Source organism: Clostridium tyrobutyricum (assembly GCF_019144085.1).
GTDB lineage: Bacteria > Bacillota > Clostridia > Clostridiales > Clostridiaceae > Clostridium_B > Clostridium_B tyrobutyricum_A.
On record NZ_JAHHUY010000040.1, the window covers coordinates 1 to 24,419 of the forward strand.

26 protein-coding genes and 1 pseudogene are annotated in these 24,419 nt (G+C 28.6%); 2 read left to right on the plus strand and 25 right to left on the minus strand.

What is annotated here, in order from left to right; translation table 11 throughout:
• The 17 genes and pseudogenes from KM800_RS13535 to KM800_RS13615 form a co-directional block, all read right to left on the minus strand.
• Positions 1-1,163: hypothetical protein (locus KM800_RS13535; RefSeq protein WP_217813562.1), on the minus strand; the 1,163-nt coding region annotated here is incomplete at its 3' end.
• A 55-nt stretch (positions 1,164-1,218) separates the two neighbouring features.
• On the minus strand, positions 1,219-2,862 hold the full coding sequence (locus tag KM800_RS13540; protein WP_217813563.1) for a phage tail spike protein: 1,644 nt from the start codon (positions 2,860-2,862) through the stop codon (positions 1,219-1,221).
• 134 nt (positions 2,863-2,996) lie between these two features.
• The gene (locus KM800_RS13545) at positions 2,997-4,022 is read right to left on the minus strand and encodes a site-specific integrase (protein ID WP_217813564.1); all 1,026 of its coding nucleotides are present in this window, start codon (positions 4,020-4,022) and stop codon (positions 2,997-2,999) included.
• A gap of 408 nt (positions 4,023-4,430) precedes the next feature.
• Entirely contained in the window at positions 4,431-5,141 is a 711-nt protein-coding gene (locus KM800_RS13550) for a distal tail protein Dit (RefSeq protein WP_330655643.1), read from the minus strand.
• Positions 5,137-6,333: pseudogene (locus KM800_RS13555) on the minus strand (phage tail tape measure protein); the annotation flags it as partial. The gene KM800_RS13550 and the pseudogene KM800_RS13555, both read right to left, overlap by 5 nt.
• Positions 6,334-6,383: 50 nt before the next feature.
• Positions 6,384-6,653 carry a hypothetical protein gene (locus KM800_RS13560; RefSeq protein ID WP_217813565.1) on the minus strand — a complete coding sequence of 90 codons (270 nt, stop codon included), beginning with the start codon at positions 6,651-6,653 and terminating at the stop codon, positions 6,384-6,386.
• The gene (locus KM800_RS13565; protein ID WP_019278786.1) at positions 6,640-6,789 is read right to left on the minus strand and encodes a hypothetical protein; all 150 of its coding nucleotides are present in this window, start codon (positions 6,787-6,789) and stop codon (positions 6,640-6,642) included. Before KM800_RS13565 ends, KM800_RS13560 begins: the two co-directional genes overlap by 14 nt.
• A gap of 211 nt (positions 6,790-7,000) precedes the next feature.
• Positions 7,001-7,714, minus strand: a complete 714-nt coding sequence (locus tag KM800_RS13570; protein WP_029169334.1) for an antA/AntB antirepressor family protein — start codon at positions 7,712-7,714, stop codon at positions 7,001-7,003.
• An 80-nt stretch (positions 7,715-7,794) separates the two neighbouring features.
• Complete coding sequence (locus KM800_RS13575; protein WP_173680403.1) at positions 7,795-8,229, minus strand: sigma factor-like helix-turn-helix DNA-binding protein; 435 nt, start codon at positions 8,227-8,229, stop codon at positions 7,795-7,797.
• A 196-nt stretch (positions 8,230-8,425) separates the two neighbouring features.
• Positions 8,426-8,653: a hypothetical protein gene (locus tag KM800_RS13580; RefSeq protein WP_217813566.1), complete on the minus strand. Its 228-nt coding sequence runs from the start codon at positions 8,651-8,653 to the stop codon at positions 8,426-8,428.
• Positions 8,654-8,861: 208 nt separating this feature from the next.
• Positions 8,862-9,572: an ImmA/IrrE family metallo-endopeptidase gene (locus KM800_RS13585; RefSeq protein WP_217813567.1), complete on the minus strand. Its 711-nt coding sequence runs from the start codon at positions 9,570-9,572 to the stop codon at positions 8,862-8,864.
• A gap of 20 nt (positions 9,573-9,592) precedes the next feature.
• Complete coding sequence (locus tag KM800_RS13590; RefSeq protein WP_173680406.1) at positions 9,593-9,961, minus strand: hypothetical protein; 369 nt, start codon at positions 9,959-9,961, stop codon at positions 9,593-9,595.
• Positions 9,962-9,974: 13 nt separating this feature from the next.
• On the minus strand, positions 9,975-10,361 hold the full coding sequence (locus KM800_RS13595) for a helix-turn-helix domain-containing protein (RefSeq protein ID WP_128993765.1): 387 nt from the start codon (positions 10,359-10,361) through the stop codon (positions 9,975-9,977).
• Positions 10,362-10,425: 64 nt separating this feature from the next.
• On the minus strand, positions 10,426-11,262 hold the full coding sequence (locus KM800_RS13600) for an ImmA/IrrE family metallo-endopeptidase (RefSeq protein ID WP_254906566.1): 837 nt from the start codon (positions 11,260-11,262) through the stop codon (positions 10,426-10,428).
• 167 nt (positions 11,263-11,429) lie between these two features.
• Positions 11,430-13,316, minus strand: coding sequence for a DpnII family type II restriction endonuclease (locus KM800_RS13605; protein ID WP_217813568.1), 1,887 nt, complete (start codon positions 13,314-13,316; stop codon positions 11,430-11,432).
• A gap of 17 nt (positions 13,317-13,333) precedes the next feature.
• Complete coding sequence (locus KM800_RS13610; RefSeq protein ID WP_123053055.1) at positions 13,334-14,113, minus strand: DNA-methyltransferase; 780 nt, start codon at positions 14,111-14,113, stop codon at positions 13,334-13,336.
• 70 nt (positions 14,114-14,183) lie between these two features.
• The gene (locus KM800_RS13615; protein WP_217813569.1) at positions 14,184-14,900 is read right to left on the minus strand and encodes a TRM11 family SAM-dependent methyltransferase; all 717 of its coding nucleotides are present in this window, start codon (positions 14,898-14,900) and stop codon (positions 14,184-14,186) included.
• Positions 14,901-15,021: 121 nt separating this feature from the next.
• Here KM800_RS13615 and KM800_RS13620 point away from each other — a divergent pair, with 121 nt between their 5' ends.
• Complete coding sequence (locus KM800_RS13620) at positions 15,022-15,672, plus strand: MutH/Sau3AI family endonuclease (protein WP_123053054.1); 651 nt, start codon at positions 15,022-15,024, stop codon at positions 15,670-15,672.
• A 76-nt stretch (positions 15,673-15,748) separates the two neighbouring features.
• Here the strand turns inward: KM800_RS13620 and KM800_RS13625 are convergent, their stop codons facing one another.
• The 8 genes from KM800_RS13625 to KM800_RS13660 form a co-directional block, all read right to left on the minus strand.
• Positions 15,749-16,057, minus strand: a complete 309-nt coding sequence (locus KM800_RS13625) for a hypothetical protein (protein WP_217813570.1) — start codon at positions 16,055-16,057, stop codon at positions 15,749-15,751.
• A 242-nt stretch (positions 16,058-16,299) separates the two neighbouring features.
• Positions 16,300-16,908, minus strand: coding sequence for a toll/interleukin-1 receptor domain-containing protein (locus KM800_RS13630; RefSeq protein ID WP_123053052.1), 609 nt, complete (start codon positions 16,906-16,908; stop codon positions 16,300-16,302).
• 324 nt (positions 16,909-17,232) lie between these two features.
• On the minus strand, positions 17,233-18,129 hold the full coding sequence (locus KM800_RS13635; RefSeq protein WP_217813571.1) for a DUF5655 domain-containing protein: 897 nt from the start codon (positions 18,127-18,129) through the stop codon (positions 17,233-17,235).
• 277 nt (positions 18,130-18,406) lie between these two features.
• Entirely contained in the window at positions 18,407-20,131 is a 1,725-nt protein-coding gene (locus KM800_RS13640) for a recombinase family protein (RefSeq protein WP_217813572.1), read from the minus strand.
• Between the two features lie 66 nt (positions 20,132-20,197).
• The gene (locus tag KM800_RS13645) at positions 20,198-20,338 is read right to left on the minus strand and encodes a conjugal transfer protein (protein WP_217813573.1); all 141 of its coding nucleotides are present in this window, start codon (positions 20,336-20,338) and stop codon (positions 20,198-20,200) included.
• Positions 20,339-20,982: 644 nt separating this feature from the next.
• The gene (locus KM800_RS13650) at positions 20,983-21,201 is read right to left on the minus strand and encodes a helix-turn-helix domain-containing protein (RefSeq protein WP_217813574.1); all 219 of its coding nucleotides are present in this window, start codon (positions 21,199-21,201) and stop codon (positions 20,983-20,985) included.
• Between the two features lie 79 nt (positions 21,202-21,280).
• Positions 21,281-21,679 (minus strand): hypothetical protein, encoded by a 399-nt coding sequence (locus KM800_RS13655; protein WP_217813575.1) that lies wholly within the window; start codon positions 21,677-21,679, stop codon positions 21,281-21,283.
• Between the two features lie 528 nt (positions 21,680-22,207).
• Complete coding sequence (locus KM800_RS13660; RefSeq protein ID WP_217813576.1) at positions 22,208-22,579, minus strand: four-helix bundle copper-binding protein; 372 nt, start codon at positions 22,577-22,579, stop codon at positions 22,208-22,210.
• 150 nt (positions 22,580-22,729) lie between these two features.
• Between KM800_RS13660 and KM800_RS13665 the strand changes: the two genes are divergently transcribed.
• Entirely contained in the window at positions 22,730-24,127 is a 1,398-nt protein-coding gene (locus tag KM800_RS13665) for a Na+/H+ antiporter NhaC family protein (protein WP_217813577.1), read from the plus strand.
• Positions 24,128-24,419 lie beyond the last annotated feature (292 nt).

A 24,419-nucleotide genomic window follows, 5' to 3' on the forward strand; every position in this document is an offset into this window, starting at 1 on the left:
AAAATGAAGGGGTTAATCCGGTATCCCAAATCTGTACTTCCATAAATGCTTAAATCCATATCTAGTTGAATAGCACTTCTACCATTAACTATTACATATAACTTATTATTAGGAATTCTAGTAATAAATAATCTACTACTAGTTCCCGTATAAACTTCTGTTTTTTTAACAAATGTACCATCCTTATCATACATAACTATACAGCTTCTATAATCTATACTGTTTCCATTTCTATTAATACATCCTTTATAGGTTATATATACATTACTTTCTGTAACAACAATATCAAAATATTCAACACCATAAACTAAATTATCTGGAACTTTAGCACTTTTGGGGTAGCTTTCTATTATATTAAAACTCTTATCAAGTTTTTTAAATGAGCCATCATTTATAAGCACCCAAAAATTTGCTCCATCATAGGCTATAGCTTTAGATGCAATGGATAATGCAGCATTACTTTTTTTCTCAATACTAAATTTATCATATACATTAACCATAGTTTTATTTGGTTCTAGAGCATAAAGATTATTTTTATCAGTGCATAAATTATAATAGGGTATTGAATACCTTTCTTCTTTTATAGTTCTCTTTTTATACATATCATTTATATTAGGCTTTTGAGCACTTGAATCATCTCTTTGTCCTCCAGACCAATAAATACTTTTAAATGTTCCATTTGCAGCATGAGTTGGAAAATCAAAAACAAAGTGTTTTATACCTTTTCCATCTTTATTCTGCCTTAACCATTCTCCTTTATTTACAGTACCTATAACTTCTGAATCTCCACTATATGTGTACCATGCATCAGCATAACCTACTATATTGCCCCATGTAAAGTAATCATAAAGATCTTCTGGTATATCCCCTGTAGTTAAAGATAATACTCTAAAAGGATATGTTGTAAAAATCTTTTTTAATAAATATTCTTGATTATTTTCAAGCATTGGATAATAAAATCCATCTAAAAAAGCTGGATTTGCTAAAACTGCTGTTATTCTGTTCTCGCTTTTAGCTTCATAAACTTGCTTTTCTGTTAAATCATCATATAGTTTTACTGTAGCTATTCCTTGAACAGGCATTATTAATTTCTGCTTTGCTTTCTCAACCTTTCTACCTGTTAAAAAATCTTTACTATATGATATGCTTTCTCTAAAACTCAAATTATCATTCCCTTTCATATTAAATTTTAGATACATATAATTGGATAGGAATTTTTTATTTAAAGCTTATACTATAATTTGTTGTAATTTCTTTATCTCTAAATAAATTATTATTTAAGGGCATACTTTCATCAAATATAACTGGTATAGGTTCTTTAAAAGTTATATTCTGATTTCCTACTTGTAATTTTTCAAAATACAAACCATTAATATTAACAAGTGGTTGATATTCCTTTACTTCCGCATGAGGCGGCTCTGCACTTAATCCACCTTGAAGATTTCTTCCATCCACCATACATTGCAAATTAAACTTTGGTATTTTCATACTTCCTGTATCAACGCATAAAAAAATACCTAAATAGTGAGCACCACATTTAACTTGTGGTATTCCTATAGGTATTCCTACAACATTATCTCCTTTTAAAAGTTTTTGCTTTGGGGTAAAAGTGATGTCTTCTCTATCTAGTTGAATTTGAATGGTAAGTGTACATTCTTCATTTGCTATACAATATAATGAAAGATTCATTGAAAGATTTGTTGATGCTACTGCAGATATTCCCAAATATACAGGTTGTATTTTGCTTGTACCAACTATAAACTCTACTGGATTTGCATAATAAAGCATTGAAGTTAATGTTTCTGCTACCTTGTTTCCAAGTTCATCTACAGTTGTTTTAATTTCTGATGTATCCATTTGATTTAATATACTATCTTTAGGTTGCCCTAATTCTACTTTTGCATTTAGTCCTCTTAATACATCTTTTTTTATTTTTATAACTGGAACTTTAATATCTATATCAAAGTCTTTGTATCTTACAATAACCCTATCTCCTACATTAACATTTTGTAGATGTTTATATTTTTCATATTCTTTAGTTTTACTAAGTTCTATAAAATCCACTTCAATATTCACTTTGCTAAGTCCTATGGTTTTTATACTTTCTTTTGCCATAGCTCTTAAGGTTACTTCATCCTCAGCTTCTTTAAATTGAATCTTTTTAACTATAGGAAAAGGTGGGTATTTATCACTATTCCAGTTAGGTATATTTATATATTTTTCAGTAAGTTTTATTCCATTGTAGCCTACTGGATAAAGCTTTGTAACAACATCCTTTGTGTCAGAATTAAATTTAATCCCTAAAATATTTTTACCTTGAGCTATTAAAACTCCTGAATCTTTTCCTATTTGCTTTAATATTTTTATATCAAAATTATCTCTTTTAATTTCTCCACATTTCCACCTTTTAATTATTCCAAACATAGCTTCTACAGGATTAGTTTGAACAAAATAAATAGTACTAGCTAAGATAATATCGCTATCAACTTTGTATATAGTACTAACATCTCCCGGTAGAGCTTTTTCCATAGCAGTTTTTATACTGCAATTTACAGCTCTACTATCTTCAATAAAGTAATACAGAAGGTCATAGAAGATATGCTTTGCCCAAACTTTTATTATCTTAATTTCTTTCCTTATCTTTTCCACTCTATAAATTCTAAAAAGCTGGTCATCTGCTTTAATTATGTTCCATTCTTCTAAGTATTTTGCTTTTCTTCCCTTAGCTGGATATTCAAGCTCAAGTTCATAATCTCCATTAAGTTCTTCTGTAATAAAGCAGCTTATAACTTCACCTAGAACTCCTAAACCATTGGTTTTAAAGTTGCCTTTTGTGGTTTTCTTGTCGTAGATGCATATCAATCTATCACCTCCTGTCATTTTAAATTTCGGTAATAAAAAAGCTAAACTACATTTTTATAGTTTAACTTTTTGTTACTATAATTCTTAGTTTTTATATGTTAACCTCTTTCAGAATTATTATATTTCTGTTGAATTTACAAAAATTCAAAATTATCTATACTTCTCAATTTAGAATCTAAGTATTGACTTCTTTTTAAATCGTTTTTGGTGTCATTTACCATCTCTTGGCATGAAAAATATGTATCCGCTCCAAAACCAGTTAAATCCATTATTATACTAACATTTATTCCTTTTTTTATCATTTCCATAATTGTATACTTCGCAACTATTTCCGCTGAATTTGTATCAAACTTTTTATTTATTACTCTAAAAGTTTTATTATATTCAAGATAATTAAATTTATCACCATCTCTTTTTACAAATAAATACTCTGAATTTACTTCTAACAAAGGAAGTATTTCATTTACATACTTTCTTAAGGATAAACTTAATTTATTAGGTAAATGAATACAAAAACCACTTACATTAATTGTATTAAGATTTAAATTTAAATCAGATAACTTTATATCAAGTACTTTATTAGGTTTTACCCCTGTATACATAACTAATTTTGTCATTAATGCAGAAATAAAGTCAATATAAGGATCATTATTTTTTTTATTAAATTCAGAAATTGTTTTTATTGTAATTTCGTCAATAATCTTATCACAGAAAGCATTTAAATCTAGAAAAGCAGTATCTGAAATAGGTCTTTTATCTTCAGCATCTTTAAGAGAAAATTCATCATTTTTTAATATTTTAGTATCTAATAACTCATTTAATTCATTAATTTTTTCTGTATCTATAAAAATAGGATTTTTAATATTTTGATAATCTCTTAAATATGTAAAAAAAGTTTTTAAAACAGTAATATAGCAATTAACAGAATTTAAATACTTAATTTTTCTTGTTAAAATATAATTTTCAAAGATATTAATAAAAGATTCTATACTTAATCCAGTCAATATTGCTTCATAGTTACTATCATTAAGTCCTTTTTCTCTAACAATATATTCTTTAAAAATATTAAGTTTAGTTAAATATGTAACTTTTGAACTTTCATAAAAATTAGAATCCTCTTTTTGATGAAAAAACTCTTCTATTAGCATGTCTAATTTCAAATTATCAACCCCTTTAATATTATATGTTAGATTATCATACTCTAAATCGTAATGCTTCTTGCAATTCCTCTAATTTTTTACAAGCTCTTTCAACTAAAGGTTCTTCCACTTCATCATTGTTAAATGGTTTTCTATTAAATTTGTTAACATCAGATTTTATTCTTTTTATACAATTTTCTAAATAACTCGCCTCCATATAATCTATAGAGATGCATCCACCTTCTCTTGGTTACCAAAAATTTTCCTCAACATCTACATAATAGTAAATAAATTTTTTCAAATATTCTTCATGGTCATTTAATTTATCATTACTCATTATTAATCTCCCAACCTTACACTTAATCTACCTAATTTGAATTTTATATATTAAATTACAAAAATATTATAACATATAAATATATACCATTTCTATACCCACACTTCATTAACCCTAACTTCCACCTTACCAACATTTCCACTAAAACTCACAACATTTTCTCCAACTTTAAGAATAGGAAATTGCCCAATCATATCGCCATTTTTTAAAGCATCATCCTTATAACAATCTTTTAATACTGAATCTATAGTTACATATCCATCTACCTTTTTTATAGTAACTTCATCTTCATTAATTTTTAATTTTATATCTCCACTTCCATAAACCTTAATTACAGGTTCACTTTGAAAAGTTCCTTTATTATATATAGTAGAATTATTTTTAGTTATTGTAATAATATTTTCTTCCACTGAATACTTAAATGGCTTGCAATTAAATATTATTGGAAACCTTGATGTGTGTTTCAAAACTTGCTTAAAATCAATCATATTTACTACTTGAGCAATATATTTTTTATCAGGTTGAAAGCTAAATATTAAATCACTTTCTCCTGTATTTATAATCCATGCTTTTATTTCATCTATTTTGTCTGCTAGATTAGCTTTTAAATTCACTCCGCATTCAACTAATATTGTTATATCCTCAAAAGTACCTTCATCAAATTTTAAATTAGAACTTTTATCTGGGATTTCTATATAAGTTACTCTTCTTTTAGGAGAAGGAATAGAAGGTCGTTTTGATATTATTATTCCAAAATCATCATAGCTGTTCTTATTTCCAAAAGTAAAACTTAAAATTTTAATTACCTCCCTTCCCCATTGAAATACGTTGTCTGTAAAACTCTAGTTCATAGGCTAACCCCTCTATATCTTTTTCTGTATTATTAATAAACTTTTCTATGTGTATTGTTAATCCATCAGTTCCACCTAAGCCTTGTGCCTTTTTTATAGACTTAGCTATTATTTCATCTAATCTATCTATTGGTAGAACTGCCTCTGTACCTGCTTCACCTACTCCTATAATGCTTGGGGCATTAAAAATACCACCCTGTGCATACCAATTAACATCAAACTTTGGTACTTTCGGTGGCATTAAACTAAACTCTCCTCTTAAACTAAAGTGAGGAAGCTTTATTTTAGGTATTTTTATCTCAGGTATTCTAAGATTCTTAAAGAAACCATATATAGAATCTACGGCTTTTTTCACAATATCCTGAGCTGAATTGATTGGTGTTGTTATAGCTGTTTTTATACCATTCCAAACAGAAGTAGTAACACTTTTTATGCTGTTCCAAATACTAGCCACTATATTTTTCACACCATTAACTGCATTAGTAACTACACTCTTAATTCCGTTCCATACATTTGCAATTATTGTTTTTATACTATTCCATACCGTTATAGTTATATTTTTAATTCCATTCCATCCTGAAGTTACACCAGATTTTATAGTATTTAGAGAATTAGTAAAAACAGTCTTTATTCCATTCCAAATATTATTTAAGAAATCTTTTATGCTCGTAAATACAGCCACCGTTACTTGTTTTATCTCATTCCATTTCTCACTTATAGCTTTTTTAAGTTCTGCAGCTTTAGCTTTTATAGTGTCCCAATTCTTATATAAAGCTACACCTATAGTTATAACTGTACCAATAGCAATTACTGCAATTCCAATTGGACTTTTTAAAGCAGTAAAAGCTTTTCCTAATACTGCACTGGCACCACCAGCTTTTCCAAAAGCCGTTGAAACTTTTCCTATAGTAGAAACCAAAGTGCCACCTGTACTTATAAGCTTACCTACAATGCTTATAACTGGACCTAATGCAGCTACCATTAATCCTATTTTAACTATCATATCTGCCTGTGCTGGAGTTAAATTATTAAACTTCTCTGCTAAAATTTGTATTGCTCCACTTACTTTTTCTATCATTGGTGCTAAACTATCTCCTAATTGTATTCCTGCATTTTTAAGGCTATTAAAAGATTTTTTTAATCTAGCACCTGTAGTTTCATTAACTTTATTAAAAGCTGTATCTGTTGCACCAGCTACATTACTATAATTGCTTTAACTTCTTCTCTATGTCCTTCACGATTTTTCCCAACCATAGCTGCTCTAACTTCTTCTAATGTTGGCTGTTTTTGCTCTTGTGAATCTTCTTTATTTGATTTAACCTTAGACTCTTTTACTGCATTTTCTTTTCCTTCTACTTCTTCTGAATTTACTGGTTCATTTAATACTTTTATTAAAGTTTCTAAACTACCACTAATACCCTTTAGGTTAACTATAATATCTTGAATTATTTTAATTTTGTTCATGCCTTACTTCTCCTTTCTTATTTTCTTTTTCACTTTGTTCTATTAATCTTGTAGCCAATCTCTTAGATACAATACTTATTGCTGTAAGAACACCAACCATTTCCTCTTGCATTTCTTTGTTTACATTTGCCTCCATATTTTTCTACTCCATTCATTTTTTAATTAACCCCTTCACTTATTAGCCAATGGCAAATATGGTTTGGTAACCAAAATTTTAAAATTTTATTAGTTCTTCTTTTCTAAATAATAAAAGTTGCTTTATTCCTGGAGTATTACTCAAATTTAAGTAATACTCCTCAGTTATTAGCCTTTAAAAATACATTTTGGGTAACATATGTTTGAAAATTTTATATAGATGATCCTTTTATTAAAAGCCTAAAAGTTTCCCTTCCTTTTGGAGTAATAAGTGTCTGTGTACCAACCCATCCTGTCTTTTCATTTTTTACTTCCTTAATTTCAAACAGTCCATCATTTTTATCTGCATAAGGCTTAAGTTTTTGTTTTTTATCACGATAGACATATCCTATATTTAGAAGAAAACTAATAAATGCTTTTTCCTTAACCTTTAATTCTTTAGCTGTATCTCTAAAATTAGTAAGTAAATTTCTATCTACTAATTCATCAAAATATTCAGCTTTGGGCTGCATATTAGTATTAGCAACTAATAGTTCTTCATTTTCTATCTGTAGATTTTTTATTGTTATATCTGCCATCTTTAATGCTCTAGACATAACCATTTCTGGTGTATTCCATGCTTTTTCTATAGAAAGAAAATACTGACGTGCCATTTTTCCTTTTTCCGTTCTTTGAATCATACACAATTCCTTTGCCATTGGAATTGTAAGTTCATGATCTATAAATTTCGTAGTAGGATTTTTAGGATTATTGGTTTCTCTTTTTTGAGTAACCAATATATAATCTGTTCCTTCGGTAAATACATACTCTTTCATACGGTTAAACCAATCCCCATACTTTGTTTTGATCTCTAAAAATTCATGTAATTCTCTACCAGATACCGTTGGTTCTTCTTTGCTATAATCTACTTTAATTAATTCATTCATTTATATAACCTCCATATATTGTGATGGGAGATAACCCCCTCACTTGTTAGCCAATAAAGAGGTATGTTTGGTAACCAAATTTATAAAAAATATTTTTTAAGCTTTTCTAGAATTTTTTTATGTCTTTTAACAATAGCTACATGTGAAACGTTTTCTTCCTTTGCAACTTCTCTTACTGTAAGGTTTTTATAATAAATGCTTTTTATAAGTTCTTGTTCCTTGCAATCTAGTTCTTCCATAGCCTTCTGTAAAATAAAAAGCATTGCTTTATCACAAACAATGTCTTCTACAGCTTGGGCATCTTTAAAATCTAATCCTTTATCTATTAACCTTTCAACAGAATCTTCTTTACTATCAACAAAAGTAACCTTTTGTTTCTCCATATCTACATCAATACGTCCTAGCTTTATATCATTTTGCATATATCTTTCACGTCTTCCCATTTTGTAGTACTCTTTATAAAGTTCCTCACTTACTTCCACTAACTCTTTACCTATTTTAATAACTCTTTTCATTTACTTTACCTCCTTGAATTTTGGATTTGAAACTGTATTACCGATGAAAATGCTGTATTTACACATGACTTGACCCAAAAAAGGGCAAAAAAAATAGCCGGAGAAATGTCCTGCACTGAGAAATAATTCTCAATTTGCATTGACATTTCAATCCGGCTATCAAGCAGCTCACAAGGGATTGTTATTTATTAAATTTTTAGAATAATTCTTTAGTTTTCTGTTTATAAATTAATTTACAAGTTGCTTTCATTTTTTCCATTGTTTCTTTATCTACATATGAGCTAACAATTGAACCAATATCAATTAAAATAGGTTCTTTATGATCTCTACATTTAGTTGATATAAGGAAAGAATCTTTTTCAATAATAATTTTAAATAATAACTTTTGGTGTTTTCCTTTGTCTCTTACTTCTTTTAATACCATAGGCACCTCCATTTTTTATCTGTTTTTATGTCTTGTAGGCTTTCAAGCGAACATTTAACTTAAAAAAAATTGTCGTTATGTGTCATGTCTGCATATAAGCGAACATAAGAAATAAAAAAAATAAAACCTACACTATATTCGTCTTTACTGCACTTATATTAATGTATATAAAAGATAACAACATAAACTAACCACCTGCTATTATCTTTTATAGCAAAATTCCTAAAGTATTTAATCTTATTTCTGCCGCCTGTTTTGAAACTTGGAAAGTTGAAGCTAATTCATTAATAATAAACTCTTTGACCATCTCTAGACTATATCCTTTCCACATAAAATCATTAATTTTTTTCCCCGCTTTATAAGTTTTTTTAAGCTCTTCTATCCTCTTTTTAAACATGTCTGATGGCATCAGAATTGCAGCCGCTAAATTATCTGCCTGCCATTCAACCCATTCATCTGGTGTTTTAGGTTTATATGGTTTCTCTTTTGGGCAACGACATGCCTTCGCTAATCTTTTATCTTTATAGGATAGAGTAATAAATCTTAGCTGATGTTTCTCCCAATGAACTATCTCATGAGCAATAGTAAATCGTTCCCTCCCTCTATTACTAGGTTCAGAAAGGTCGCTTTCAACAAGTAAAGTTCCTTTATTATATTTTCTTCTAATGTACTGGTTTTCTTCTTTATCATATAACTCTACCACCCCATCAGAAAATATCATCATACCCAATATATTATAGTTTCTATCAATATTTACATAATCAATTTCAAGATTCATTTCTAATTCTGCAATATCTTCTACTGGTATAGGCATAGGTTTATCTAAAGCTTCTGGACAATACTTTAGCAAAAATTTTGTTGCCTCTTTATCCATATCTTTTTTATATATAATTGGCACTAAATCTTTACTCAGATTCATTAACACATCCCCACCTTTTTTTACTTGTTATAGGCTTCAATTTTCTTTACAGTAAAATCTTTTAATACAGCATTTTCTAATATTGCACTACACTTTAACTTAAACCACTGACAAACTAACTCAGAAATATTTTCATTATAAGCATAATCACTAATCTCAATATCACAACTTATTAGTACATTAAAATTCACCTTTTTTTCATCTTGGTTAATATCAAAAATTCTTAAAACATCAATACTATCAAGACTTGCTTCTAGCACTTCCTGAACAACATTAGCTCTTAGAGTTAAATCATATTGATCATACTTGTCCATAATTTCTTCTTGCAAAGAATTAAATATATCTCGATGAAAATTATCTTCAATCATCTTTTTAAATAAATCCTTCACACCCAATCCCCCTTTATTCTTCTTCTTCTAAAGCTTTTATAAAATCTTTCCATGCTTTTTCTGTAATATCACTTTTACCTTCAACTTCATCCATTTTACGTGCTTTTCTAAGCGCAGTTCTAGCTAAATTACTTTCCTTTATATAATTAGGTAAATCCATAGGAATTTCATCTCTGTCTTCAGAAGCCATATCTATCATTTCATCTAATTCATCATGAGATAGACCTAATAATTTAGCTATTTCCTGAAGTTTATTGATATTAGGTGGATTTCTTCTACCCTTTTCAATGTCACTCCAATATGCTGGGGAAAGATCTAAAAGTTCTGCCATTTTCCTTAAACTAATCTTTTTTTCTTTTCTTCTATATGCTACAAATTCTCCAAATTTATTTGGACTCATTCTTTACACCTCCCCTTTAACTAGCAAAACATGCTAGTTTATATAATTAAACTTTTTGTTTATTTTATACAAGAAAATATTGATGATTTCCTTGTTCTTCACGTATGAATCCTAAATTTTTAAGTCTTATTTTAGCTGCAGTTACTGATACATCAAATATATCTGCTAATTCATAAGGTAACAAATCTGCCCATAAATCTTTTTCAAAATCAGAACCTAATTCATAATAGCATTTTTCCATTCCAACAGATATAAATTTATCCCTTGTAACTTTTATAAATGCTGATTTTGGCATTAGTAATGCTGATGCCATAGAATCAGCTTGCCATTCCATCCATTCATCATCAGTTACCAATTTTTTTCTTCCAGTATTTTCGATATCACTAGTACGGCATCTTACAACTGGCTGTTTTTTATCTTCCATAAAATCAAATAATGAAAGTTGGTTTTTATCTACTATATATACTTGCCTATGTATAAGCCAATGACTTATTTCATGTGTTATAGTAAATCGTCCTCTTCTCAATTGTTCTTCATTCAAAAGACTATTATCAATAAGAACCGTTCCTTCATTTACAGGTATTCTTTTAGCCTTATTATTCTTAGCATCATACACAGGTATATTACAATCATTAAAAACTGTCATACCTAATATGGATTGATTATGGGTTAAATCTTTGTAATCAATTTCTAATTCAGCATAAAGTTCTAAAAATTCCTCAACGTCTAGAGAACTTGCTTCTTTTAACATTTTAGAATTATAATCATTAATTACTATTTCCGCTAAATTATCAATTTCATCTTTTGATAGAACGGGAACACCATTCTTTTTTTGTTTAAAGTCTAAGTTAATCATTCCATCGCCCCTTTCATTGTTGCGTGTATGCTTGTATGAGAACATTATACATCTCCAGATTATTCCTGTCAATATATAAAAAATACACGTAGAGTTAAAGTTAACTCTACGTGTATTTTAAAATCATTGAAAAGTGTCTGTCCATTATTTATTAAATATTCTTTTTTTTTAATTCTTACACATAATAAAATAGAAGCTACATTATAAATAATTTAAAAAATGTTGTTTATTATTTCCTCTAACATTCCATTCTTAGACATATTGAAATTCAATAGATAGTTTAAATGTCTAAATCCTTTTAACAATTGTGGCTTATGGTCATTCCCCCAACATTTTTTGCCATCAGTTATAAGTGCAAATTGTATATTATTATTTCTTAAATCTTCTTGTCTATTTATGTATGAGTCTATTATTTCTTCTGGTTTTGATCCAGAACCACCATAAAAATTCGCTTCTATATTCATAATTTTATTATCTTTAATTAATATAAAGTCAGCCTTCCTATTAGCTATATCCTCTGAAATTTCAAATCCCATTTTCCTCAAAACTTTAAATTGTTTTTGAGTTAACATTTTTATATCATATTTTTTTGCGATATTATATATTATTGGTTCTAATGCTAACTCAAATGCCAATCCGCCTCTATTTTTTCTTCCGTTACTATCTAATCCTACTTCACATCCTATTAGATAATCAATTAAGTGTTTTTCTAATAAATCTGTAAATAAGTATTTCAATCCTATCTTTTTAGTAAAGTCTAAATATTTTTCTATTTCTTCTTCAGTTAGATTTTCTTCCTCTCCAATATTAAATCTATACTCAAGCAAATCATCTTCTAACGCATCTATATTCACAACTTTCAAAACATCCTTACCTTTTCTTAAGTTTTCTCTTTCATCTTTTGATAAAGCAAATAAAGCTGGTAAAACATTTATCACTGTTGGAAATCTCTTAACTATTTTTTTAAAATCATCATCATAGTTTTTATTTTTAACTAATGCATTCAAAGTATTAAGTTCTATATTATATTGACTTACAATTGTAGCTGGTCTTTGCCAATTCACATAGAAATTAAACCCTCTATTTGTTTCTAATAAAGATTTAGTGAATATTTTTACTAAATCACTAGATTCAGTTCTTAAGTATTCTTTTATACACTCATCTATCTTAGTTGTTGCTGCTTCACTATTAGCTTGCTCTTTATAGCTTGTTATTAATAGTTCTGTAATTTTTCCTCTCTTATCACCTGCTGAATTTATAGCTCTCTTAGCATAAACTCTTTTTATATTAAATTTTGAATATAAATCATCAAAGAAATTATCTTTTTCATCTAAATTCTTAGGATCGGAATTGCTTAACATTACCTTTGCACCTTTTTTATGTAGTGTTTCAAAGAAATCTCTTAATAAAATCTGCTCTTTATCATTAAAATTGCTTTTATTATATGATGTAAATCCTCCCAATGTTACTGGTCTGTATGGCGGATCGCAATAAACAAATGTATTAATATCTACATATTCTTCAAGTTCATCAAAAGATTTATTTAGTATCTTAACTTTGAATTCCCCATTTTCATTTTTTAAGTTCAACAATCTTGATATTTCTCTTAATTGTAATTCATCAAAAAAACTTGGATTTTTATATTTACCAAATGGAACATTAAATTCACCTTTTGAATTTTCTCTATATAATCCATTAAAACAAGTTTTATTTAAAAAAATAAAATATGCAGATGACTGTATAATATCACATTCTTCATTATTAAAATTAGTTCTTATTTTATAAAACAGTTGCTCTCTTTCTTCTGAATCAGATTCTAAATATTGAGCTTTTAGTTTTTCAAGTTTTTCAATTAAATCATCTGGTCTATCTCTAATAACTTTATATAAATTTATTAATTTACAATTTATATCATTTATAATATATTCTTCAAAATAATTATTTTCTAAAAAATGTATAAATACGGCACCAGCACCAACAAAGGGTTCTACATATCTTTTTATCTGTTTAATATTTATCGGTAATTCTTGGATTATTTCGTGTAAAAGCTGTGATTTTCCCCCCGCCCATTTTAGAAATGGTTTTACATTAAAATTCATCATTATCACTCCTAAATTCATCTTTTTACTTCTTCAATAGTTTGTTCCATTACTTGTTTTAATCTTTTGTTTGTAATTTCTAAATATTCCTTATCAATATCAATTCCAATAAATTTTCTATCGTTTTCTCTAGCCACAACTCCTGTTGTTCCAGAGCCGCAAAATGGATCTAATATCAAATCATCTTCATTAGTACTAGATATTATGCACCTATATAATAGTTTTTTAGGTTTTTGAGTAGGGTGGTAACCATTCATTTTTTCCCGTTTTGGAGTTGTTGATATTTCCCATACACTTCTCATTTGTTTACCGCCATTCAGTTCTTTCATAAGCTGATAATTAAAAGTATGCTTTGCTTTTTTTGTCTTCTTCAGCCAAAGTATTGTTTCTTGACTTGCAGTAAAACATCTACATCCCATATTAGGTGCAGCATTAGGTTTTACCCATGTAATTTCATTTATTATGTAGTAATCCATTTGTTGAAGTGCAAAAGCTATTGAATGTATAATATGATATGTGCCTGATATCCATATAGTTCCATCATCTTTTAAAACTCTATCACAAGCTTTTAACCATTTCATATTAAATTTATGATCAAGGTCAAGTCCTAAAGATTTATCCCAACTTCCTTTATTTACACTTACCATTTTCCCTGACTTACATGTTATTCCATCATTACTAAGTTTATATGGTGGATCTGCAAATATCATATCTATTGACTTACTTTCAATTTTCTTCAATTCCTTAATACAATCTCCTAATAACAACTTATAATTGCTATCTTTCACATACTGCATACTATCTCCACCTTTATATCTAGCATCATCCAATCTATATTATAAAGGTATTTAAAAATAAATCCAATTATTATTTGAAGAAAACAAATAGATATTCATGGGCTAATAGGTAAAAATTCTTTTTTAAGCTTATTTTTTTCCAAAATTTTGTAGAATTGCAATTATGCTGTTCTTTTATAATTATTTCTTTTAATTTAAATCCTTGATTTAAAAATAAATTCATAACATTAAATCCTAATGGAATTACACAACCATTTTTTCTTATATCACCCATCATAATTGTACAGTATTTTGTTTTTTTTAATACCCTAAAACATTCTATTGATACTTCTTTTATTGCTTCATAAAATTCATTAAGATTTAATAATGATAAATCTCCTTGAATATTTTTACTATATTTTATGATATTTGAATATGGCGGATGAGTACATATCAAATCTATCGAATTATCTTTAATACAATCCAAATTTCTAGCATTACATTCCATTAATTGTATAGCAGTATTCGCTTTAACTCTTGAAATTCTATCTTTAGCTATCTCTAATGCCTTAGGATTAATATCACACCCAATGGCTCTTCTATTTAATAATTTTGCTTCTATAAGCGTAGTTCCACTTCCTAAAAATTGATCTAACACTACATCATTTTGCTTTGAATATCTTAGAATAATATTTTTAGGAACAAATGGACTCCAATTACCTGGATAATCTCCTTTATGAGTAGCCCATTCTCCTCTTTCTTTAAAACTCCATAATGATTTTGTTTCTAATTTAAAAGCTTCATCCATTTTATTCACCTCTATACATATAATCTTAGGCAATATATCTCCTTTATATACAAATTATGCTATTAATTATATAATTAATGTTGTACTTATATAAAAATACATTACTAAAAGGAGCGATATTATGAAATTAGATGAGGCTAAAAAGCTAATAGATGATTTAGCAGGTAAAAAGTTTGGACATGTCTTAAAAGAAGAGCAAATGAGGGATATTATAAAAAACAAAGGAAAAAGTGGACAACTTTTAGAAATAACAATAGGTCTTAATTTGTCTAACACCAATTTAGATTTTGAAGATGGTGAACTTAAAACAAATAAATGTGACACTACAGGAAAGCCATTAGAAACAATGTTTATAACTCAAATTTCAACAATGATAGATGAACTGTTAAATAGCAATGATTTTTATCAAAGTAAACTTTATAAAAAAATGAATAATCTACTTTATGTGCCAATAAGTAAAGTTGGTGACCCATGTGATTGGATGTTCTTACCTTGTGTTCACGTAAATTTAGATGAGCCTAAATTCCATGATTTAAAATTACAATTAGAAAAAGATTACTATTCTATTTGTACTCAACTTAATGAACATATTGAAACTAGTAGCGATGGCTTTATTCATACTTCAAATGGCAAATACATTCAAATTCGTAGTAAAGATTCAAAACCTTATCATCCTATTCATTCTGATATATATAATAAAGAAATTTCAAATAAAAATCACGCCTTCTATTTTAAAAAAGAATTTATGAAATATATTGTAAATATAAAATAATATTCATACACTAAAATAAGCTCTGTATTTTAAATTCAGAGCTTATTTTTATTTATTTCATATGAAAACTATAAGCTTAATACCTCCCCCTGCAATCAGTACATTGACTTTGCTCTCTCTTTCTATTAGTAGTTCTCCCACTATATCCAAAATCAGTTACATGCTTATCATAATTACAATGAGGACACCTCTTCATAAGCTCTATTCCATCATATCCAACCAAATTTGTAACACGATTATTATTTGCATCATACCCATTGATTTTACAAAATGTACAACTTATCAAACCTCTACCTGCTGGAAAAACTGAAGAAGTTTCTACACTTCCATCATGGTAATTTATTTGAACTGGGTAATCAAATCTTATTGGAATTCTCATTATCATATCCTATCATCCCCTATAAAAAATTTCATATTACTATTTTAAAATACATTAATAGCATTATATATTTTCTCCAATTATTGTATAGTTCTAAAAATAACTGATTAAACCCTTTTCTTTAGTCACTGTCTATTAAAGTATTCATTTCCTCTTCATTTTAGTAAAAAACATGTCCTGTTTTATTCATAAAAAAAATTCAAAAAATCAGATAGCTATAACTACATTTCATCTATCTACCTTTTTTATTAGTATGGAACAATCCCAGGAATTAGGAACATTCTATCTAACTCATCAATCATATACATTTCAATTAGCAATCTTAAAGAAAATTCACCATAATAATCCTCCAATTCACTTTTGAATACAACATTAGTTCCTTTTATTGATATATCATAGTCTTTTAAGCATTCTTTCAAATATTTTATCATGCCTTGCACATCAATATCCGGTCTAATTTTTTTAGCCACTTTATAAGCAAAATCTTCTGGACTAAGTTTCTCTATATTTATATATCCAATTGTCTTTCTAATTCCTGGTATTTCAGTATCATCTAATTTAGCTGGTAAAATATATTCTTCTTTTGATTCAAATGCTCTTGCCTGAGCACTTTCTCTTTCATGGGTTGTCCATAATTTTTCTTTATAATGCTTAGAAATAAACATAATACAGTACTTTGATTTTTTCTGATAAATATCATCCAAATGTGTGTATAAATTCTTTCCCCATAAATCCACTTCTTCGTATTTATCATAAAAAACTTGTATACCAATGGCTTTTAATATCTCAGCAACTTTTTCAACATACTCCCTATCTTCGCCTGCAAATGATAATGCAACCTCGTAATCAAATTTCATTATATCTCCCCTCTCTTGTTATTTACAGCCTTATTTGAAACCATTCTATTTCAACGCATTTTAAATAATTTTTTAAAAATATCCTAACATTTCAAGTATATTTATTATATTTTACTATTTTTCTAATTATATAATTAATAGCTAATAAATTTCTCAAAAAATTATAACTTTCAATAAAAATAATTGCACCAACTAAAATCAATGCAATTATATTATAATTCTAATTATTTGAAATTTCTATAAAATTATGCAAAATTAATGTTTCCCAACATTACATTTAAAGAAATTCCTACAGCTAATTCAATTATCCCACATCTTGTATTATTAATTCATCTCATAAGCCCTATCAATATATTCCTTAGCTTTTTCAAAATCCTGAGTATCTTTTATTGTAACTTCTAAATCACCAGTTCCCCAATGACCAATTTCACTTACATCCCTTGTAAAACCATTTTCAAGAGTAATCTCTTCGGGATTCAATCTTAAATATAGCATTATGCTTTTCATCCTAACTTCTACACATACAATATTCTTTATCTTTTTAAATGCACTATACAATTTAAGCTTATTCTCCGTTACATCATCGCCGAGTGCTAAAATATAATTCCTAATGGAATCATACAATTCTCTTAGTTTTTCACTTGTAGTTTCTAGTTGATCATCAAATGTCTTATCCGTACTTTGTTTTGATACTTTTTCTTCATTTACATTATTAATTGGTGTGGCTACATTTGAGTTAATTAAATCAAACATTAACAATTCTTCTCCAAATTTTTTATATCTGATAAGATCTATATTTCTATTAATTTGCTTTACAGCATATTCATCATATTTCGTAAAATCTCCTGCTATGCAAATAAGACGTGGCATGCTCCAATCTAATTTATCAGAGTATTCTTTTCCTAATGTTTTCATAACTAGAAGTTCAAAATCTGCTTTATGGTCTAACAGCCAATCTAAATAAAATAATCCCTGATTTATTACATTTTCATTGCTAGCTCTTTTATATTCAAAAATTACAGGACAATTATTTTCATCAATGCCTAAACTATCCATACGACCACCATTAGATGTTACATATTCACTTTTAAGAAAAGTAACTCCAAAAAATATAGGCATATTTTTTTCAATCAATGTCTGTAATTCTCTTTCTAGCGATGCCCATGTAGCTGGTAGTTCTTCTACTCCATTATATATTTTAAACAGCTTAATATCTGACATATTATCCCTTCCATCTATAAAACTTTTTTAATCTCCTTAATTATATCATAACCATCTACTACCACAAGAAGCATAATCCATTTTGCTGTAGCCAAACAAATACGCAAATTAAATATCTTAACGCAAAATCCTCTATTCTGCGTATTTATACAACCCCCTAACCTAAAAATTCCCTCAAACCGTAGTCTGAGGGAACATAAAACACACTTCAATATTCACTTGAAATCCTTCAAAACCTTTGATATCAGCCTATCTGCGTACTATCTTCACCACAGTCTCAACATGTGTCGTCTGTTGATAAGGAACATGCTTCCTCACTCTCGTCTGCAGTATAGGAATACGTTTCTTCACTAGATGAATCCCCTTTAAATTTACTACAATCCTTTGATGCTTTCAATCCCGTTTTAAACACAAATGTAACCATATAAGAATTTTTTTCTCCATCTTCTGTCTCTCCACCTAGAACAACTTGCTCTACAATAGAGTCAAATGTAGCTCTATCAAACTTCTCAATTGGCTTATTACTATTAAACTTTTTTCTAAATTCATCAATTCTTTTCTTATTTATGTTTTCTTCTTTAAAATTCGATTCCATGTCAAACTTTTCAGATTTTAGTTTTTCTATACTTTCACGTAACTCATTATATTTTAATGTATAATTTTCTTTATCAATTTCTCCCTCCATTCTCATATCCAAAAGCTTTTTTATTTTATCTTCATTCGAAGCTATTTTCCTCTCAATAGATCTTAATTCTTTTTCACAGTTAGTTGTATTTATTCTTTTCTCAGCATCCTGTAAAAATTCCTCTATAACTTCTTTATTATCTCGGCACATAATATTAAATGATTCCACAAAAGCTTGTTCAATTATCTCTTCACTTACTCCCTTACTGTCAGGACAATTTTTCTTTCCGTGTTTACATGCTACAACACATTGCCACACATATTTTTCGTGATTGTATCCGCTATGCCACGTTCTTCTCGTCGCTGTTGCTCCACAAAAAGCACACTTTATTATACTGCTAAAAGCGTATTTCCTACTATACTTCTGCCTTACACCCTTAGTAGTGCTTGTCTCACTTCTTTTGTTAAGTATCCTTTGAGCTTCTTCAAACATTTCTTCCGATATAATAGGCTCATGATGATCTTTAAGATAGTATTTTTCTTCCTCACCCATATTTTCCAATCTTCTGTGTGAAATGGGGTCAAGAGTAAATGTTTTTCCTAATAATATATCTCCCTTGTATTTTTCATTCTTAATAATTCCTCTAACTGTGCTCTCACCCCACTTGGTATTACCTCTTTTAGTTTTGTATTTAAGTTTAGTTAGTTCTTTTGCTATTACAAAACATCCCGCCCCATCAATATATCTTTGAAATATGTATCTAACCACCTCTGCTTCTTCCTCATTTACTGATATGCTCTTGGTAACAGGATCATAATCATATCCTAAGCAGCCTTGAAATCCTACTAACTCCCCTCTCTTCATTTTCATTTTTAAACCCATCTTTACATTTGCAGAAGTAGATTCAACTTCCTGCTGTGCTAGTGAGCTTAGAATTACTAATAGCATTTCACCATTCATTGTTAGTGTATTAATATTTTCTTTCTCAAATAATATAGCTACATTTCGTTCTTTTAATAATCTAACATATTTTAATGTGTCTAATGTATTCCTTGCAAATCTTGAAATAGACTTTGTAATTATTAAATCAATCTTATCATCAAGAGCATCATTAATCATACGCTGAAAATCTGTTCTTTTTAGTACCTGTGTTCCAGTTATCCCTTCATCTGCATAGATATCAACAAGAGACCACTCCGGTTTTGATTCAACCAATGATTTATAATGAGAAACTTGAGAATTATAGCTATGTATCTGTTCCTCTGAATCAGTACTAACTCTGCAATAAGCTGCTACTCGTATTCTTTCAAAAGTTTTTGAACGTCTCCTACCTTTTATGCCATCAGCATTTGCTTTAATAATTTGTACTTCTGCCATAACATCACACTCCAAACGTATTCCTATTCATCACAATATATATTATAGACCGAAATACATTTTGAATCAAGACAAGCTATTCTTAATTTTACAGGTTTTCTTTATTTCATCTTTAATAGCTTCATATTCCTTTACTGTAATCTTATTCTGGCTTATCAACTGATTCAGCAAAGCAAGTTTTATACTGTATCTAATAATATTATCCATTACTTCCTCCACTCCTTATCCAAAGTATACTAAGTAGTTAAATTAGATTCTATTTAACCTAATTTCAATCGTTAACTTAAATTCAAGATGTACCGCTTCTCCGTTTAACAGTAGATTATATATTTGTATGGTATTTGACCTCGCTCCCCCCATACTGGGAATATTCCAAACTGCTAGTGGCTAATTTTATCTAGCATCATAGGTTTTAAACCTCTCCCCGTTATGGCGAGCCGAACTCTGGGATTTAACCTCGACTATTCGAAAGTATCATTATCTCTTATGTGGGTCGTCGCGAGTTACCTACCACGGTAACCATGTTTCTCTTGTTATATCCTTTTCAGGCTTCTTGCCGCTTTCCCAATGGGACCACATAAGTAACGTATTTGGAATATTGAACTATCTAATTTTCAAAGAACAGCTTTTATCTTTGAAATTCCTTCATTGTTAATTCATCTTGAAGAAATATTCAAATATTATTTGAGTTTTATATTAATAGCGTTAAAAGCTATTACATAAAGTAAATTGTATTTTCTACACCAAAAAAGCAACCAAACACAAAAAATTTATAAAAATTTTTTATAAAAAAAGCCCAAGTCAGTAAAATCAACTGCTGGGCTTAGTTTTAATTAATCATCTTTCAAAAATTATTTCTTTTTATTAATATATCTTTCAATATCAAATCTTCTGATACATAAAACAAATTCTATCATTAAATTCTGCTTGCAATCCTCAAAGAATGCTCCATAGCGAACAGAAAGACTGTTAATTAAAGGTTCGTACCTCTTTAGAAGTTCTTCCTCTGCTCTTCTATCTCCTGTTTGTGCTAATGCAATCAAATGAGCTGTTTCCATAATATCGTACATATCCATTTCTCCCTTCTGTGAAAATTTAATAATTCTCATAGAAGGGGGAGGGCTGCGGATATGCACTAGTGCTATTAAGTTAGCTTTTCATCCTATTTTTAAGCTTGCTTAATATTTTCTTCTTTGACTTTGTTAGAGCCTGCCTTGTAACACCAAAAATCATGGCAATTTGCTCATCTGTCTTTTCTTCAAAAAACTTCATAAACAATAACTCTTTCTCATTTCTACTAAGTAAACTTACAGCTTTAGATAATAAATTATCTTCAAGATATCTTTCTAGATAAATTACATTTCTTGAAGTAAGATTGGGTATAAAATCAAAATCCTCCCAAGTATCAACGCTTTCGATATTAACAATATTGTTAGTATCATCAAAGCGCTTTTTAAAATAATTCTTTGACGTAGAATATAGAGCTGATTTAACATAACTACTAAAACCTTTTTCGATTTCCCTTAACAGTTCATCATTTTTTCCCATGTTAAAAACTCCTTTCTATAAAGTAAATTGCTTATGTGAAGTAAAAAAAAGCAACCAAATCTAAAATTTCTAATAAGTAACTTTAAAAATAGATTTAATATTGGGTAAGACTGTTTATAAACAATTTCAGGACATAAAAAAAAGGCTATAGTATTGGAAAACCGCACTATATGCCCTTCTTATAAAATTTTATTTATGTTGTTGTAATATCTATGTAAGAATTCTTTAGCAAAAGTATGTTTATTTCATCAGTAATAAATTCAAATACTAATATATATTAGATTAACAATATTTCCAATACTAGGATAGTGAGGATAATTTTAATATTAGTAAAGCTGTATTTATTATGCATAAAATTCAAAAAATAGGTCTGATTGTATCAAACTCAGTTTACAATCAGACCTATTTTTTAAGAATTTTATTATTATTTAGTTCTATTTATGAGATATTCATGGATATTATTCTTTATAACTTTAATAAAAATCAGCTTAAATTATTAGTCATTTAAGTTGATTTTATTAGTAAGCATTACATCTTAGCCATACTTCTACATTCATTAGCACACTGCCTGCAGGTATCTGCACAAGTTTGGCAATGTTGATCTTTAAACATATCGCACTCGGTTGCACATTTTTCACAAATTGTTGCACATATATTGCATATTTCTTTTATACTTCCACTTCCTCTTGACATAAAACAAGCTGTTGTTCCGCAGATTTCGGCACAATCCTGAAGAGTCTTAATACAATTTGCTCTTGATTTAACATCTGTTTCTTGTAAACACATGTTTAAACATTCCTCACATATCTGAACACACTTTGCACAAGCGTCTATACAAGCTTGATGTAGATGTCCATTTGGCATAAGTGATACAGTTGGCATACTCATAGTTGCTGGCATAATTATTTCCTCCTAGTAAAATGATTTTTATTACAAAATTTATTATTTACTTTTCACCTTAAAATATAACGTTAATCTTTACCACTGAAATATGCGAAAGTATATATTATTTTATATTGATAAAAATACATCTAGAGGAGGTTTGATATTTTGACTTGGTTATCATTAATACCTGCTGTAATTACTATAATCCTTACATTTAAAACTAAAAAACTTATAATATCTCTTTTCATTGGTGTTTTATCTGGAACACTTATTAGTAAAGGTCCTTTGGGTGGTATAACAGCCATCGGTGAATATATGATGGATGCAATAACAGATAAAGAAAGTGCATATACTCTATCTTTCTTAATAGCATTTGGATCTTTAGCCGAATTAATTGAAATGGGTGGTGGAATCTCTGGCTTTAGTGAAAAAGTAAGTAAATGGACAAAAAATGAAAAAGGTGTTTTAGGCTGGGCTTGGCTTTTAAGCATTATTACCTTTTTTGATAGCTCATTTCATACTATTGCAGTTGGTACTGTACTAACTCCTATTCTTAACAAAGTAAAGGGTTCAAAAGAAAAATTCGCTTTTATCTTATCTGTAACTAGTCTTCAGCTAATATTGTTGATACCAATTGCGACAGCATATTTAGGTTATATGGTTACGCTAGTTACTAACAATATTAAAGCAAAAGGAATAACCGAAAATGCTTATTCACTTGTTGCTAAAAGTGTATTTTGGAACTTGTTTTCTTGGATTATGATTATAATAGCCATCGGGATTACTTTATTTGGGCTAGGATTTGGTAAAGTTAAAATTGGAAAAAGCAAAGAAGAAAAAGAAGAATTTACAAAGGCACATATTGAAAAGGAAGAATTATTGGAAATATCCGTTGAAGAGTATCCTAAAAATAGTAGAAATCTAATAGTTCCAGTATCTATATTACTAATAAGCACTATTTTCTTTTTCTGGTGGACAGGAAAAGATAAAGCTTCAAACTTTTTTGGAGCTTTAAGCTCAGCTCAGTTTAGCGTTTCAGTTTTTTCCGGTGTAATATTTACACTGCTTTTAACTACGCTTTATTTTATGCTGCAGAAAATAAGCTTAGCAGAAATTGAGACACATATAGTAGCAGGTGGAGAAAAAATATTATCCCTTGTAATTATTTTAATACTTAGCTGGGCCCTTACTTCAGTTACACAGGACTTAGGATTTAATAACTTAATAAATGGAAACTTAGTTCGAAGCATTCCAAAATTTCTTATACCAGCGATCTTATTTTTAATTAGTGGAATAATATCCTATACAATTGGCTCATCTTGGGCAACTTGGGCGCTTATTATGCCTCTAGCTGTCAATTTTTCAATAAACTCAGGAATTAACATTGCAGTCATGATAGGTACAGTTTGGGCAGGCGGAGCAGTAAGCGATATAATTTCTCCGTTATCTGCACAAATGTCAGATACATCCTTTGGGAATCATCTTACCACATCTTTTCCGTATTTAATAGCTGGAGTTGTAATAACAACTATTGCTTATGTGGTAGTAGGTTTTTGGATTTAAATTAACTATTAATAAAAGGAAGCAAATTAATGAATGCTTCCTTTTATCAATATACAAAATTTATAATTTTATAGTATCTAACGTTTCTTTATTCCATCTAAAGCTTCTATTTGGTACATTATCTAAATTCATAATATTAAGTTCAATAAACTTAGTTTTATCTAGAATAACAGGCTTACCATTAATTTGCTTTGGAATTTTATAAACGCCAAAATAGTGATGTCCTTCTCCTTCTATCTTCTCCCATTGAACCTCTTTATTAAGGTTAACGGATTAACCCCTTCATTTTGGA